This window comes from Gammaproteobacteria bacterium (assembly GCA_029881255.1).
GTDB lineage: Bacteria > Pseudomonadota > Gammaproteobacteria > S012-40 > S012-40 > JAOUMY01.
On record JAOUMY010000005.1, the window covers coordinates 77,947 to 94,046 of the forward strand.

Below are 16,100 nucleotides of genomic sequence, written 5' to 3' on the forward strand. Positions count from 1 at the left end.
CATTCATAACGCGCTACATATGTCGAGCAGTGAAAAAACCATTTTCGTGACGGCACGAAAATGGTCAAACGCGGATGGGTTCTTTCGCCCCCTCGTCCCACTTGTTTATGCGAATAATGCTAATCCAATAAATACAATAAAAACTTTTACTTGATTTTTCTCCACATAGAGACGATATTCTCTTCAGACGGGTAAATCCTAATACGTGCCTCGCACGTTCCCTTCCATCGGTTGGCAAGAGTGCTTGGAATATTGGCGTAGTAGGGGCCGTCTTTTTTAACCATTATCCCGTAAATTCTTTTAGGTATTCCGTTTTAATTGCGAATATTTTCGTGTTAATTCGCATAATTTTTTGGCCCAAGCCTAAAACACATACTCACTAATATCTAGGTACTTGCTGATTCTAGGCAGAGTAAGTTTGTATTCGCCTGATTCCACTTTTGCTAATGTAACATGCCAATACATCTTCCCCTCTGGCCTTTCCGTAGTATTTAAGTGCCCAATATTTTCCATAAATACTTTCATCGGTATAGCAAAAGCTTTGTCTAAATCCATTCCGCCCAGCACGAGAAACGAGTCCGAACTTGGTCCTAGGAATTCCTCCCAACGGGTATGAAACACAAACCAATACCGTTGATTTTCTCTTTCGTATGGTTTTGAGATCGTACAAACAACGCGTAGTTCTCTGTCCGCGCTCCAGTATGTCGCCCTCGTTTTCTTTATGAGAGCCTTACCCTTTATCTCCCCAAATCGCCTTATAATATTGTCACGTTTTGCATCAAGTTCTTTTGCATCAGTAAATTCCCATGTTGACTTGCTAGTATTTGCACTCTTTTCTTGCGTTGCACGCTCGTTTGTCTCTACTTCCGCTGATTCTTCTACATCTTGCGCAGTCGTGTATATAACATCGACTAGGGCATCCAAACGTGTATATTCAAATGGCCGCAAAAGCTGTCTTACCTTTTTGCTCGTATCGTTTTCGGACAACATTTTTACTTTCAAAAGAGCTAAAAGTGACTCCACGCTAATTATTCTAATATCCCAAGCATGACGAGATCCGCGAACTTGTGCCTCTAATTCGCCGGTATCATTTCGTCCTACGACAATGAGAATGGAAGACTCGCCGTCGATTTTACCTTGCTCACATAATTGGCGCCGATATCTGGCCAATGTGTCCAAGGTTATTCTATACGCGTCCGTCGTCTTAACCTCTACGACAAGACTAAATCCTTCTTCAGCTTTCCACAAACCATCAAATCCGACTTGGTTACTTCGTCCTTGGTACAACCCATACTCGACATCGAAATCAAGTCTTTTACCGAGAATATTGACGAGATCTTGTAGCACGACTCCACTGTTATTAAACGACTTTTCTAAACACTGTTGAATATATTGTCCAATAAACTGCCTATCCATTGCCTCTAAGTATTCTCTAAGTTCCTTAGAACACACGGAGTTGTCTTTTAGATTCCCATCCCCTGCGAGCCCAACGAGTTGCTGTATCTGCTTTGACTCGATATCTTCCTTATTTGTTTTCCACAGACTCAGTAGCGACATAATACGTTCCTAGTTCAATTCTCCATTCCCTGCCAACACCTCCTCCACACTTCTAAACTCCTCCAACGCCGCCTCTAACTGCTCCACTATCTCCTGCGCCAACACATGCGGTGGTGGAAGATTTTCGGTGTCTTCGAGTGATTCGTCTTTTAACCAAAAGATATCCAGATTGGTCTTATCCCGCGCAACTAACTCATCATAGGTAAATGAACGCCACCTACCTGTCATTCCGGCATTCTTTTGGCCGGAATCCGGTTTGTCACTCCATGTCGCTTTGCGCTTGCTTCGGTCTTCGGCTTTATAGCACTCGATAAACTCATCAAAATCACTCTTCACCAGGCGTTTTGTTTTCAGGGTCATGTGCACATTGGTGCGGTAGTCGTAGACCCAGAGTTTTTTGGTCCAGGCGGTTTTGGAGGCGGGTTTAGCGTCGAAGAAGATGACGTTGGCCTTGACGCCCTGGGCGTAGAAGATGCCGGTGGGCAGGCGCAGTAAGGTGTGGAGATCGGTGCGTTCGAGCAGGTTTTTGCGCACGGTTTCGCCGGCGCCGCCTTCGAAGAGGACGTTATCCGGCACCACCACGGCGGCTTTGCCGTCGATCTTGAGCATGTTGGCGATGTGTTGCACGAAGTTGAGCTGTTTGTTGGAGGTGGTGGCCCAAAAGTCTTCGCGCTCATAGACCAGCTTTTCCTGTTCTTTTTTACCGGTCTTTTCGTTGATGACGGTAATGGAGCTCTTTTTACCAAAGGGCGGATTGGCCAGGACCATATCGACTCGGTCATCCCCCACTTCTTTGGCCAGGGCATCATTGGCGCTAATCGGGCATTCATCGCCTCCGATACCGTGCAGGTATAAGTTCATGGCACATAAACGCACCACGCTATCGACAATATCGTTACCGCGTAAGGCGTGTTCTTTGAGATGACGTTGTTCTTTTTTGGAGGTGGCTTGTGCCGCCATGTAATCGTGGGCGGCCAATAAAAAGCCGCCGGTACCACAGGCGGGATCGGCCACGGTGTCGGTGGGTTTGGGTTGCATCACCTCCACCATCGCCTGGATTAACGGGCGCGGGGTAAAGTATTGCCCGGCACCGCCTTTCACATCCTGCGCATTGCGTTCCAACAAGCCTTCATAGATGTCGCCCTTCACATCCGCCGGCAAGGTGGACCACTGCTCCTTGTCGATCATCTTTATCAGGCGTTCCAGCTTGGCGGGGTCCTGGATTTTGTTTTGCGCCTTGCGGAAGATCGTGCCTAACATGCCGCCTTGTTTACCCAGGTTTTCCAGGGTATGGCGGTATTGCAGTTCTAAATCATCACCATCGAGCTTCACCAAATGGCCCCAGTTGAATTTAGTCGGCACCTGTACTTGCTGACCAGCGGTTTCACGCTCATCGGCCATTTTTAGGAAGATTAAATAGGTAATCTGTTCGACATAATCCCCATAACCCACACCATCGTCACGTAAAACGTGGGCATAGTTCCAGACTTTGTTTACTATTTCTGATGCGCTCATTCTTTTACCATAAAATTAAGTTTTTACTTTTTATCAAAAGGGATTTCCTTGACTAATAGCGAGACACCAATTTGCCTGGCTTGGCTATTCAACCCATCAAGCAAATGAACCAACTGCGACGTTTCAGCAGTTCTTTTTGAATCGTCTTTGATAGCTTTAGTTAATTCCGCTTTATTGACACATCCAGCAGTAGCTAGCACTACATATAGATTACGTTCAGGTTGATCAATTATATCTCTCTTAATTTTTTTCCATAACGCAGAGGCTGTCGGCTGGCCAGCAGGATGCTTAAAAAGCCGAGGAATTTGAGTTGAATTCCATTTTTTTCCTCTAGCCCAACTTTCTACTCCCTTTGGGGACTCTATATTCGGCGACATATAAACAATGTTTTTAGATGCTTGTGAAACTATGTCATGCAACGCTGATGCAGATATTTTTGAATTACCTTTATTTGCTTTTGCATGAACAAAGGCTAATGACTTACTTTTAAAATCGACACACACAAAGTCTGCCGCTTCACTTCCAAGGTCATCGCAGATGATAGTTGATGGTGCAAACGGTAAGCCTATTTTATTTTGGGATATTACTGAAAATAAACTCCCTTTTGGAAACTGTTTAGTATTATTAGCTTTTAGCTTCTTGATTTCTTCTTCAGTACCTTTCTCATTCTTACAAGCTGGTGCGTCATTAGGTATTTCTATTAATTGAAGCAAATATTTCTCAAAGTAAGAGTAATCAATCTGGTAAAAATTTCTACCCGAATAAATGCTAGAACCATCTTTCATGCAGACGGTAATCACATCCTGGTTTCGATTAAAATAATCTGAAAATGCAGTAGGCTTTATACCTGTCGAGTCACTAATTGTTATGCTGGATGAAGAGTCTTCTTTAGTAATCCAGAATTTACGTTTCTCTGGTTTATATTTTAAATGAAAATCAATATCTGTTTTCTTATCTTCTACTGATTCGACTGGCAAAAAACTAAGCTTGAAGAGAAAGGTGTCTGAGCCACCATTTTTAGGTGAAACTTCAACAGAAGCTTTTTGGCATAAATATTGTTCATCTCCTCCGCCTATATAGAAAACGACATCTGATCTAAACATATCAAATGATATTGATCCTGGGTCAATCTTATCAGGGGGGTCGCAGGCCGGCATATACCTTGATAGGAAAGCGGAAGGAGCCGTTGAAGAGTCCAGTGCCTTTGCAGTTGACTTTGCCCAAGAAATAAAACTTTTATAGTCATGATCACGCAAGGTTACTGTGTCAGCTTCTTTTCTTACTCGTCCATTTCCGATATTCAAATAACGACGCTCTTTATTTGAATAGCCTCTAGTAGTTCTACAGATATGGATTCGATCTGTTATCGATGGAGAAATCAAGGATAGATTTGACCCTCGTATATCCACTCCTCTCACTGAGGAATCAAAAGGGATAGTATTTTGAGTGCTAGCGTTTGTGGGTGTAAAGCTCTCATCAAAATACTTTGACAAAGTGCCAGCACCTACTGGCAATGTGTGTTCATCAATATATTCCATCGGTAGATTACCGGCTGAATCTGCAATAAACACATAGTTTTTTGTAACGACCACACAATGTGTCTCAAGCCTAATTTCGTAAAGTGATCTACGGTATGCTCTGCTTGAATTAGCAATGCTGGCATAAACCCACAAAGCAGAATCTTTACGTTTCTGACATGGTTCATTGAGATTCGGCCCTAAAATAGTCGCATCTTCAAGATTCAAAGTGTCGGTGCAATTTTCAATGTAATCAGAGAGATCGAATGATTTAACTTTCTTACGAACTATTGCTGTTGGTGGAACAATAACTTGTGCATCACTATCTAAAGTTGAAGGATCAAATTTCTTTAGGAATCTCCCACTAAAATATTCTATTTCAGGCTGCAATGAGAGAAGCTTCTCTACAGCTTCTTTGTAATGCTGAGCACTTCTTAATTCTTGATCTCTCTCAAAATTTCGATAAGATTCCCACTCTACTTGAGGGCTTATTTCTTTTGGTGAAAGGATAAGCGAACAAGCATCTTTCGAGTCATCCCCACTTTTTCGAAGTATTCTGCCAATCTGTTGGATTAATTTTCTATCATTAGAAAATGAAGTGAATAATGCAGTTACACAAAAACGATTATCATCGAAACCTTCTGTTAATTTGTTTTGATGAACCCAAATGGCTGCGTCTTCCTCTTGCGGATCTGGCACGCTGCTATATAGATATTCTTCTTTCCTGCCTTGAAATCTATCATGGATGCCTATTGCATTTATCGAGTTCTTATTACTTCGCAGGGTTGTCACCACATCCTCAATATCTGAAACATCTTTGCAACAAATAATTGCTCTCGGATTTGAACTAGGAAGACTTTTGCTTTTTAATAGCGATATCCATCTCCCTAAGAAGATTTCTGTTTGAGTTTGTAGCCTATCCGTATTTACACAGCTCAACTTCTCAAATTTAACATCCCTAATAATATTATTAGAAACAGCATCTTCGTGAGTAAAATGAAAGCATTGTGATTTTGGATCTGTTATTCGAAATAACTTCAAGTCATTTCGATACGGAGTAGCTGTTAGAAGTATTGTTTTTGTATTTAATTCTTTCACTGAGCGACCCCAGCCAACAGCAGGCTCGTAGTGGCACTCATCTACAATTACGAAAGAAATAGTCTTCGCTAAAAGTTCATAAGCCTCAGAATATTCTTTTCTTAGGGTGCTTAAAGTAGCGAATGTGGTAACAAAGATTGCATTAGGGTTTGATTGTAACGTCGCTTCTGCTACAGAAGGCTTTAATTCTCGCACTCTTCTTGTTGGATTCTGTATTCCGCACTTATCCCAAAATCTCTCTTTAATATCCGCAATCAACTGATTTCTTAAATATGCCCAAGGGGTTATGACGAGAGAAGAACCTGAACACGACAACGCTGTCAACGAGGCTATAACACCTGTTTTTCCAGTACCCGTCGGCATGCGGACCAAGCAAGTATCAGAGTTTGAATTTAGATGATCAACAGAAAACTTAACAGCATCCTTTTGGTGCGTCCAAAGTTTTGCTGCATTACTACGCGAGATATGAGCAAACGACTTCATATAATTTGTACGCCATCACCCCAGGCTAATTTATTTGGTATCTGCATATACTGTCCGGCTTTTTCTCGCTCATCGGCCATTTTGAGGAAGATAAGATATGTTATTTGTTCAACATAGTCCCCGTGACCCACACCATAATTACGTAAGACGTGGGCGGAGTTCCAGACTTTATTGTCTATTTCTGGTGCGCTCATTTTTTAATAGTCTTTATATTGTTTAATCGGCCACTCTTTCAGTGGCTGTTACTGTGTTATCAATATGGATAATCTCACACCTAACCTCTAGCCGTTTTTTGTCACTGCCAGTTGGTATAAGATGTTTTTGAATTGGCATCGGTATGGGAATAAATATCCTATTTTTAAGTGCAATGGTCGTCGTAGGATAAACTTCACCACCAGATGCCTCTGTAATAATCTCAGGCAACTGAATATCGTAATACAAGCCAAATCGACCAGAATGATGTTGAAATATCAACAAAATCCTCTGCCCACCCCATATAACTGATGTAGTATGAGGTTGAAGGAAAAATTCACCGTTTTGTTCTCTAATACGATCAGTTATGGCTAAGAAACACTGGAAACCATTTAAAGCTTGTTCACTATTTTCAATAGTAAGTAGTTTCGCATCTGTCTCAATATCTGTCCTTGATATTGCGGGCATTGGGACACCCGGCTCTGCACCGGTTCCTATTAATTGTTTCTCTGCCTCACTAACAATGTCTGGCACTACTTCTTGAGCAGACTTTGCTGACCCACTGTCAACCACTTGTACATTTCGTCTAGCGACGACCTGAGATCTTCTTGCGCCTTCATCAACCGATATTTGGCCTGCAAGTACTAAATCCCATATTTCACTTAAACTACCTAAGTCAGTCTTTTCATATTCATACACTTCGCGTTTGCTTCTCATTCTTTTCAGAAAGGCTTCTGCCCCTTCGCGTGTGGCACTAGGGACAAAGTTTGCTATTTTCGGAAATATTATCGATCTAACAAAATCCTTAACCATGCCGGCAAATACTTCAAATTCATTCTGATATACTTCGAGCAAAATAGAAGCCGATGAACCATTAGGATTTATATAAATCGTTGGCACATTTCCTGCTAACTCTATGTACACTGGCAGTTGGTGAGAAAGGGAAGCTAATTCTATTCGTGCTTTAACAAAATAATCCGCCTCAAGTATCGAGGTAAGCCTAAACACAAGACCGGATTCCGCCAATGAATAATCCGACTGTTTCTTTAGGCTAATTACTTTTGGTGAATCGTCTATTCGTTGAATATTTGTACAATATGCATTTATATAGTTGCTTTGACATCTTTTCCTTGGGTTACTTGTTGCAGCCACAAGTAATTTTTTATCCTCGCTCGCATACTGTTCTATTATTGAGGCATCTTGGCCTTCATAATAATTAAACAATGTTGGACTAATAGAATCTCTGATCTCTTCCAAGCTGATATTTCTCGAACCCGGCTCATTTCTGATGGTAATTTTCCCACATAAATCATACTTTCCGTGATTTACTACCCATTGCATAAATGCATTGCTCATGTCGGCTTGCGGCTGCTTTGATAGATGATGAGACACAAAGCTTTCTACATCAGTAAATATGTTTTGTAATATCTGTAAACTTTCTGTTTCTAATGCCTCACGACCTGCTGTTGGCCGCAAAAACAAAAAATCAGCAATACCACCTAGCCGATATACTGAACTTAATGATGTGGGCGCCAAACTGAACCCTGAGCGGTATGTTTTAACAGCTCCAATGCCTTGACGAAGAATCATCTTGCCCGGTAGCGCCTGTGAATTATATTTGACGTTAGTTAGTTCAATACGAACTTCGCCAGTATTATCCCCAGCCAACAACACATCCGACCTAGTTCTCTGGCTAATCTCCATATCTGATTGTTCTATTTTCCATGCTACATTTATAGGTGGTACGCTTTGCTCAAATCCTTGCTGGCTGATAAGTTCCCCATTTACGTAAACAGGTATCTGCACATGTGTTACACACTCTTTTATATAATTCGTGGCACTATTTAGATCGATTGGCTTGTTTTCGTACAATATGGCAGTAACAGTGGTACCTGATGTGCCTTGCGCAGCCTCTTTCTTTACATCAATACAATTTTCTGTCGCAGACAATGACTCGCGTTCAGCACTCGATATAATCCGTTCGCTTCCCAATAACTTCTCTGTTTCCACTATTAGTTTTTTTGCTACACCAAAGTTTGCCATTGCGCCAATACCAAAGGTACCTACTACACCGGCTGCCTTTGCGTGTTCATTATTTTTAGAGCTAGATCCAGCACGCCAAAAATGCTGTTTGACATCTTCAATTGTCATTCCAATTCCATTATCAGTAATAACAACCTGGTTCTGCTTTATCGCTACATCGATGCGTGGAGAAAAAGTTGGATCATCAGCTTTTCTAAGCAATATTGCATCAAATGCATTTTGCGTATTCTCTCTAAGTAACGCCAAAGGTGACTGATAGATTTGTGCTGCCAACACCTCAATTATTCTATCGATGTCGACCGCTAATGGTATTTTATCTATGTTGTCTGTCATGAATGTATATCCCGTTTTGCTTGAACATCCCTTAGCATTTCACCCTTTAATGTTTCATCTATCCCAAGCTCATCACCGTAATTACTGATTGCATCTAAAGCATCTGTAAATTTTTTTAATTCACAATATGCGCTAACTAATGATACTAATTCTTGAATACTCTGTGGTTTCACAAACTGTCTGTTTAACCCTGTCCAATCCCGTGAATTTTCGAAGGCTTTCAAAAGCAATTTTCTTCCATATATTGGCAGTTCTTCTATTGTATTGAGTAATTTTATAGCTTCTCCCTCATCGCCTTCGCTCAACAATCGCTCTGCATCAATAATCTTCGAACTTACCATATGTGCTTTCTTATCAATCGGAGTGCCTGCTGGAGATGTTTCAGAAGACCATCGGACCTCTGCGTATGTTTTCCCCCCATATTCTGATAGATATCTTGGCCCGAATACGTGCCCACTCATCATTTCTCTAACATGAACTTTAGCGAAGTCATAATCATCGGATATTTCAATAATGTTATATTGCCTTCTTTCTCCGGTCGGCAATTCTCGCGATCCCACACACAGAGAGCCGGCGCTAACTAAAGCCATTGTCGCCTCTGAGGGTACGCTGATAGTTTGTGGTGATACTTCGGTTCTATGCTGATGACCATGAACCCCTAATCGAAAGCCACGATATATCATTTCATGAATTCTATTATTATCCATATAGTCACTCTGCTCAGGAGGACCGCTAGTACTATGATGCCAAACGGCAATTTTCAACAAATAAGGTTTTCCTGAGTCTTTAATTCCTAAGTACGCTTGACCTATCGCTCCTTCAGGTATAGAGCCAACATAACGATAACAGTCATTTCTGTAGCACGAATTAAATCCAGCTACAGCAATATTTCCATTATCTAATTCAAATAGATTCCAATACCTGTCTTTTGTTAGCTCATACGCCAGATCCACTCCGCTATAAAAATCACAATAGAACTTTTCATAGTTCTCAAACCTACTGTCATATAATTTTTTATCAGTAATGTGATAGAGCTTTCTATCCGCAAATGAAAATCTATAATCACTCTCAGGATTATTGAAATATTGCCTCAAATCTGTGCGTCCATTTGGCGGCGGATCTGAAACCTCACTCATTGCGGAGAATGCTTTATTCCAGTCAACATCATGATTACCTGGCACTATTACAATATTCTTTTTATTGCCCCCCAAATATCTATCTACTAATTCACTTAAAAAATCATTCGCAGATTGGTATTGCTGCATTAACTTTTTTTCAGCGTCCGTTTCTCCTATTCTTACACCCTGTACGATATCGCCGCTCACAATAATCGCATCGATTGGTCCGATTTCAGGATCCTCTTTCCTATGGTTACAAAAATCTTGATCCAATGAAGCTACTAAAGAAGCGTTATCAATAGGCTCATCTGGTGAGCGATGCAAATCAGAAATATGGAGAATCCTATACATAAGAATTCGTCCAAAGCCGGCTGACATTCATACTGGACACTTCACTATATTCCATTTAATGATCCCTTGAATACTGAAGCTAAAACTGATTGTTTGTTTTTTTCTGCTTTTCTAAGCTGAACACCCAAATCATCGTCCAAGCGCTGGATTGCTACCAATCGTTGCTCTACCAACCGGACAATTTCTTCTTGTTCCTCAATGCTTGGAAAAGCTATTCGTAAAGTCTTTAAGTTGTCTAAGTTTAATCCTGGCTTTCCAGCACCATAAGCCGCCTCTTCTAGTTTTTTTCTTGCACCATCTTTACTTATTAGATATGTATAGAGATATCTCACACATTTCGTTATCGTCGGCCTACATAACGCAACATGCTGGCTCACGTAGGCTTCATCTAATTCAATATTTACACAGCCTGTCTTTGTCACATTTGCACCAGTGATGGTTATCAGAAGATCTCCATACTTAACTCTTGTTCTCATGCCTTCCGCTTTATCGGGCAAACTTACATACGCAATACTATCTAAATCTAATACATCATATTTCAAATTCTGAGCTCGTATAAACGTTGCACCAGAATCTGCGTAATACTTTGCCCATCCTCTTGAACCCGATGTTATATATTCAGTCAACTGGTCTAATGAAGCCGTTATCCATTCACTTGGTAACTCAAGGTCTTCTGGAAGGACAGGTTCTATATACTTCCCCTTCCACTTATCATCCTTGGGCATTTTGCCTTTAGCTTTGAATTGCTCGAGTTGTTGTTCTTCCCATTTTTGGCGGCGTTCTTTGAGGATACGTTCGAGTAGTTGGGAAGCGGGTTCGAGCTTTGCCTTGTTTGCTTCGCGCCATTCTTTGGTGAGTTCGCCGGTGACGGCGGCTTTGAGGACGGATTGGCGGTATTGTTTGAGGAGTTGTTTGGCTTTTTTTAGGGCTTCGATGCCGGCGTCGATATGGGAGAAGAGTTCTTCGATTTTGGCGACGATGCGTTTTTGTTGTTCGGGTGGTGCTAGAGGCACTGGGATCTGTTTTAGGTCCGCCTGATTCAATTTGAGCCTAGTTGTACCACCCACATAGTCTTTGTAATTAAATTTATTGAGATAATGCAGAAGATATTTATTCGAAGTAACTCCTTCTATCGCATCTAATATATGCGCATGGTTGTTGACCCAGAATTTCCCCTTCGCAATGTAAGCAACATTCTTTGATTTATCGAAGAACGGCGCACCGTCTTCACCAATTAATAGATACTCGCCTTCGAATATGAAACCATCAATGACGCCTACTTGACCTGTTGCACCATAATACGGATACAGCTCGTCTTGAGATTTACCATCAATTCGAGCAGATCTTTCTTTACTATTAATTGGAATACGCTTCGAATCTAAAATCTCAGCACAATCCGAAAGTGGCGATATAGCCCACCCTTCAGGCAATTCATTCATTTTCTCTAATACTGCACTCATGCAATGAGGTATCCGTTCAATTCTTGTATTAACTTATCTAGATCTTTCCCAAACAACTCCCTCGCCTTCAACAACCCACCCTCCTGGTTAAAGGGAATGTAGTTAAAGTCGTCTACCGTCATTTCGGCATTTTGGGCGATTTGGTCTTTTATTTTATTGAGCCAGGCGAGTTGGTCTGGCTGGAATGCTTTGTTTTGTTGTTTTAGCCAATTATTAAAGCGGTTGTTAACCAGCTCTGTGAAAGGTTCGAGCACGTCGCTTAGGCCGGTGGAAAAACGAATGAGGCTGACGATGTTGGTTAACAGCTCTTTCGGTGGTACGCCTTTGACTTTGTTTTTTTCCAACTGCTCGTAGGCCTTCCACACTTCGATGGGCGCGAGATTATACGGCGGTTGCTGGATTTCTTCTGCCAGTTTTTCTATTTGCTCATAACTCAGGTGGCGCTTTTGATAGGGCTGCTGGTAGATGAGCTGGATGGCGTCGAGTTCGTCTTTGTGGTCTTGAATAAATTGTTGCCAGTTTTGGATGAGGACTTCGGCTTTTTCTTCGTCGTAACCGGCGGCGATCAGCTCATCGGCGCTGTCGTCGATGAGTTGGTCTGTGTCTTTGCGCAGTTCTTCGATGAGTTCGCGCAGGTCTGGATTGTGGAAGGGTTTGATTAGAATATCGGCCTTGGGTTTAAACGCTTCCTGGATTTGTTTCTCGTTTGGTTCATCGGTCTTGGCGTGTATTTTTGCCGCTTCGATTAAGGGCTCTTCGTTGGTGGCATGAATGAGTTCACCGGCGATGAGGGCCAGGGGTTTGTCGGTGCCAAGGGTTTCTTTAATTAAGCTGTTGACGCGTTTGCGTTGTTGGTCGTTGAGTTTGAGATCGAGCCGGATCATGCGGTTGCCGAGGGCACGCAGGGTTTCGGAATGGCGGTCGCCTCTGGCGACTTGTTCCATGAGTTTGGCGGTGGAGACGCTGGGTTTGGTTTCCAGTGATTTGGTTTCGGTTTTGTCGGTTTCGGTGACGCCGACGCAATCGACCAGCACAAAGCGGCTTTTACCGGGGGCATCGGGGGTGACTTTGTGTAGTTCGTCTCGGCTGATGATGCGGGTGCCACGGCCTTTCATTTGTTCGTAGTAGGCCTGGCTTTTGACATCACGCATGAACATGACGCATTCCAGGGGCCGGATGTCGGTGCCGGTGGCGATCATGTCGACGGTAACGGCGATGCGGTATTGCGGATCGGTGCGGAAGGCCTTGATGGATTCTTCTGCGGTTTTTTTGCCGACTTTGTAGGTGATCTTTTTGCAGAAGGCGTTGCCTTCATCGAAGACTTCGCGCACGGCATCGACGATGCGGTCGCAGTGGTCGTCGTCTTTGGCGAAGATGAGGGTTTTGGGGACCCATTCCATTTTGTCTTGTTGCCATTTGCGCTCGGGGAAGCATTCTTTGAGGCAGCGGTCTTTATAGGCCTGGATGACGGTGCGAATCTGGTTGGGGGCCAGAACGCTGCGGTCGAGTTGTTGGGCGAGCCATTCTTCTTCCTGGTCGAGCACTTCGAGGCGTTTTTGTTTGGTGAGGCGGTCGCGGATTTCGACGGCGGTGCCGGCTTCGATTTTGTTGCCCTGTTCGGTGAGCTCGGTTTTGATGCGGTAGATGTCGTAGCCCACATTGACCTTGTCGACCACGGCGTCTTCGTGGGTGTATTCGGAGACGAGGTTTTGCCCAAAAAAGCCGATGGTCTTTTTGGTGGGTGTGGCGGTGAGGCCAATGAGGAAGGCATCGAAGTATTCGAGCACCTGGCGCCAGAGGTTGTAGATGGAGCGGTGGCATTCGTCGATGATGATGACATCGAACTCTTCGATGGGGATGTCGGGGTTGTAGCTGACGGGCCGGGGCTCTTTGTTAATGGTACTGCCTTCTATTTCAAAGCCGGAGTGTTCGTCGGCCTCGTCATCCAGCTCTTGATGCGTAAGTTGGGAATACAGGCGCTGGATGGTGGAGATGGTGACCTTGGTGGCGTCGGGGATGCCGGCGCGGCCGAGGATGTTGACGTTGTAGTGTTGGGTGAATTTGCGGCCATCGTGGGGGATGACGAATTGTTCAAATTCATCCTTGGCATTGGTGGCGAGGTTGCCACGGTCGACCAGGAACAAGACGCGTTTGACCTTGGCGAACTTGGCCAGGCGATAGACTTCGGTGACGGCGGTGTAGGTTTTACCGGAGCCGGTGGCCATTTGTAACAGGGCGCGGGGTTTGCCGGCTTTGAGGCTGTGTTCGATGCCGGTGATGGCGTCGATTTGGCACGCGCGCAGGTTGTCGGTGTTGAGTTCGGGGAGGTCTTTTAGTAAACGACTTCTGAGCGTCGTGCCCTCTTCTAACCATTCTTTACAGGTTTCGGGTTTATGAAAATGAAACACATTGCGTGAGCGTGGGAGCGGATCGCGCTCGTCGCGAAAACGAACTTCGTGGTTGGTGGCTTCATAGAGAAATGGAAGTGGTTTGTTCTCTGGCGCCCAACGCTCGATGTGTTTGGTATTGGACGTTGCGTAGCGTCCGGATTGCTCGGCCACACCGCCTAAATCACTGCCCTCGCGTTTGGCTTCGATGATGCCGCAGGCCTTGCCATCGATAAACAACATGTAATCAGCAGGACCAGTATCGGTATCCATTTCGCGCACAGCGACACCAATATTCTCGAAGAGATTGAGACGATTTTTATCCTGCACCACCCAACCCGCAGCGATCAATTTTTGATCGATTTCCTGACGCGTTTCGGCTTCGAGTTTGGTGTAATCAGGACTCACGTATTTGCTTCACCGCGTGTTTGTGTTTGAGGTTTGGGATTGTAAAGACCGTAGTCGTGGGTGGCTACTGTCAAAAACGACAGTTCTGCTCACGATTTGATCAACAAAACGCTTGAACACACGCCAGACGTCGGCGCTTATCGGGTGTGAACACACCCACTTGGGTACAGCCACTACAAACATCATCATTAGCATTCCTTTTTCTAATGTTTTCGGGCGAGGTCCAAGAGTACGCCCGATGGGTTGGGAATGTAAAGTTATTAAGGGATTTCAGAGGCTTGCTAGTACATTTGTACTATCGATTGAGAAGACTTGCTTCGAAGCCTTAGCGTTGAATGAAATTTAAAATGCGCAAACAGGTTTCGGCAGACTGTTGTGTGCTAGGTGATTCAGTGTAGTTCCTGCTCTAAATTCTTCGGGAAGGCGGAACATCTCCTCAATCAACCCGCCTTCAATCATGTCAATAAAGATGTTCGCATCACTGATTAACAACATCTTGCGAACACTCCATGTTCCGACAGGCATGGAGTGCCGATACTGACATTCCTAGTAATTCCGCAGCTTTTGATTCGCCAACAAGGTCTTCAGCTAAGGCATGGTAAACAAGTTGTTCAAACATACGAGCCGTTTCTTGAGGAAACTGTGGGTCGGGCTCTTGTTCTTTCCAGCCATGTTTATTGAAGTATCCCCATAGTTTTCCGAAATGCTGGTTCGGCAATATACCGAGATCGCGTGCACGATAAAGCCATCCGCCCATGCTTAAGCCATACTCGTGTTTGAGTATCATGAGTTCGCGCGGCTCTATCCAGGTTCGTTTGTTACCGAGATTCGCTTTTACTTTGCTTTGTGGTGCCAGGAATGCACCTGCGAAACGATGACAAGCGAGTTCTTCGTCCAAGTCTTTATTGAGGCGCCCATTGAGCACCAAGTGGCCTAGCTCATGCGCCAAGGTAAAACGCTGACGGTCTCCCGGCCAATGCTTTCCTACTACTACAACAGGACTTCCGTTGACGGTAGCAGACAGTCCATTGAAATGTTTGTGTCCGTCATATTGAGTAATAAAGACTTTAATACCTTTTGCTTCGAGGGTATCTATCAGCACAGGAATCGGGTTTAGGCCGAGTTGCCATTCGGTGCGTATTTTATCCGCGACGTCTTCGATTTCATCAAATGATTCTATTTGACGTGGCAAGTCTTCCGGAAGGACAAAAGGAACAGACCAGGGACTCGGAATAAATTCCTCCAGTTCTATCCAACGTTCAAGTTGCTCTTTTACGTCGGCATATACCTTTGCCTCTTCTTTAGCAGGCAGTTTTTCATGTTCACGATGTTCAACGTTCTCTAGCTCGACACTGACCTGGCGAAAGAAGTATTCGGTGCGAACATTTAGTGCTTTTGACAAGGCGAGCAAAACTTTCGACGAAGGCGTGGACTCGTTCCGTTCATATTTGGAGATCGCCATTGCTGTAATCTCGGCCAACTCAGCCAAATCCCGCAATGACAGACCGGCAGCTTTCCGCGCTTGTTGTATCCGTTCTCCGATCATTCTTGCTTCCTCGCAGCAGTTTACATAATTATTATTTCGAATGAATTTTTGTAAACTTTAGCATTCTAATCCATCGAGGTCAATTACCGGCA

At 43.8% G+C, this 16,100-nt stretch carries 9 protein-coding genes; all 9 read right to left on the reverse strand.

Annotated features, from left to right (window positions below; all coding sequences use genetic code 11):
* Positions 1 to 363: 363 nt before the first annotated feature.
* Positions 364 to 1,557 carry a hypothetical protein gene (locus OEZ43_11415; GenBank protein MDH5546195.1) on the reverse strand — a complete coding sequence of 398 codons (1,194 nt, stop codon included), beginning with the start codon at positions 1,555 to 1,557 and terminating at the stop codon, positions 364 to 366.
* A 9-nt stretch (positions 1,558 to 1,566) separates the two neighbouring features.
* Positions 1,567 to 3,072: a type I restriction-modification system subunit M gene (locus tag OEZ43_11420; GenBank protein ID MDH5546196.1), complete on the reverse strand. Its 1,506-nt coding sequence runs from the start codon at positions 3,070 to 3,072 to the stop codon at positions 1,567 to 1,569.
* Between the two features lie 23 nt (positions 3,073 to 3,095).
* Positions 3,096 to 6,170, reverse strand: a complete 3,075-nt coding sequence (locus tag OEZ43_11425) for a DEAD/DEAH box helicase family protein (protein MDH5546197.1) — start codon at positions 6,168 to 6,170, stop codon at positions 3,096 to 3,098.
* A complete protein-coding gene (locus tag OEZ43_11430) occupies positions 6,167 to 6,364 on the reverse strand; it encodes a type I restriction-modification system subunit M N-terminal domain-containing protein (GenBank protein MDH5546198.1) in 198 nt (65 codons plus the stop codon). Before OEZ43_11430 ends, OEZ43_11425 begins: the two co-directional genes overlap by 4 nt.
* 22 nt (positions 6,365 to 6,386) lie before the next feature.
* Positions 6,387 to 8,738, reverse strand: a complete 2,352-nt coding sequence (locus OEZ43_11435) for an ATP-binding protein (protein MDH5546199.1) — start codon at positions 8,736 to 8,738, stop codon at positions 6,387 to 6,389.
* Positions 8,735 to 10,207 (reverse strand): metallophosphoesterase, encoded by a 1,473-nt coding sequence (locus OEZ43_11440; GenBank protein ID MDH5546200.1) that lies wholly within the window; start codon positions 10,205 to 10,207, stop codon positions 8,735 to 8,737. Before OEZ43_11440 ends, OEZ43_11435 begins: the two co-directional genes overlap by 4 nt.
* A 44-nt stretch (positions 10,208 to 10,251) precedes the next feature.
* Positions 10,252 to 11,667, reverse strand: coding sequence for a restriction endonuclease subunit S (locus OEZ43_11445; GenBank protein ID MDH5546201.1), 1,416 nt, complete (start codon positions 11,665 to 11,667; stop codon positions 10,252 to 10,254).
* On the reverse strand, positions 11,664 to 14,462 hold the full coding sequence (locus OEZ43_11450) for a DEAD/DEAH box helicase family protein (protein ID MDH5546202.1): 2,799 nt from the start codon (positions 14,460 to 14,462) through the stop codon (positions 11,664 to 11,666). The genes OEZ43_11445 and OEZ43_11450 overlap by 4 nt, the downstream gene beginning before the upstream one ends.
* A gap of 478 nt (positions 14,463 to 14,940) precedes the next feature.
* Positions 14,941 to 16,008 (reverse strand): XRE family transcriptional regulator, encoded by a 1,068-nt coding sequence (locus OEZ43_11455; GenBank protein ID MDH5546203.1) that lies wholly within the window; start codon positions 16,006 to 16,008, stop codon positions 14,941 to 14,943.
* Positions 16,009 to 16,100: the final 92 nt, after the last annotated feature.

Bases quoted from the DNA above. Each gene is read 5' to 3' on its own strand.
- OEZ43_11415 (MDH5546195.1), bottom strand. From the start codon at position 1,557: ATGTCGCTACTGAGTCTGTGGAAAACAAATAAGGAAGATATCGAGTCA.
- OEZ43_11420 (MDH5546196.1), bottom strand. From the start codon at position 3,072: ATGAGCGCATCAGAAATAGTAAACAAAGTCTGGAACTATGCCCACGTT.
- OEZ43_11425 (MDH5546197.1), bottom strand. From the start codon at position 6,170: ATGAAGTCGTTTGCTCATATCTCGCGTAGTAATGCAGCAAAACTTTGG.
- OEZ43_11430 (MDH5546198.1), bottom strand. From the start codon at position 6,364: ATGAGCGCACCAGAAATAGACAATAAAGTCTGGAACTCCGCCCACGTC.
- OEZ43_11435 (MDH5546199.1), bottom strand. From the start codon at position 8,738: ATGACAGACAACATAGATAAAATACCATTAGCGGTCGACATCGATAGA.
- OEZ43_11440 (MDH5546200.1), bottom strand. From the start codon at position 10,207: ATGTATAGGATTCTCCATATTTCTGATTTGCATCGCTCACCAGATGAG.
- OEZ43_11445 (MDH5546201.1), bottom strand. From the start codon at position 11,667: ATGAGTGCAGTATTAGAGAAAATGAATGAATTGCCTGAAGGGTGGGCT.
- OEZ43_11455 (MDH5546203.1), bottom strand. From the start codon at position 16,008: ATGATCGGAGAACGGATACAACAAGCGCGGAAAGCTGCCGGTCTGTCA.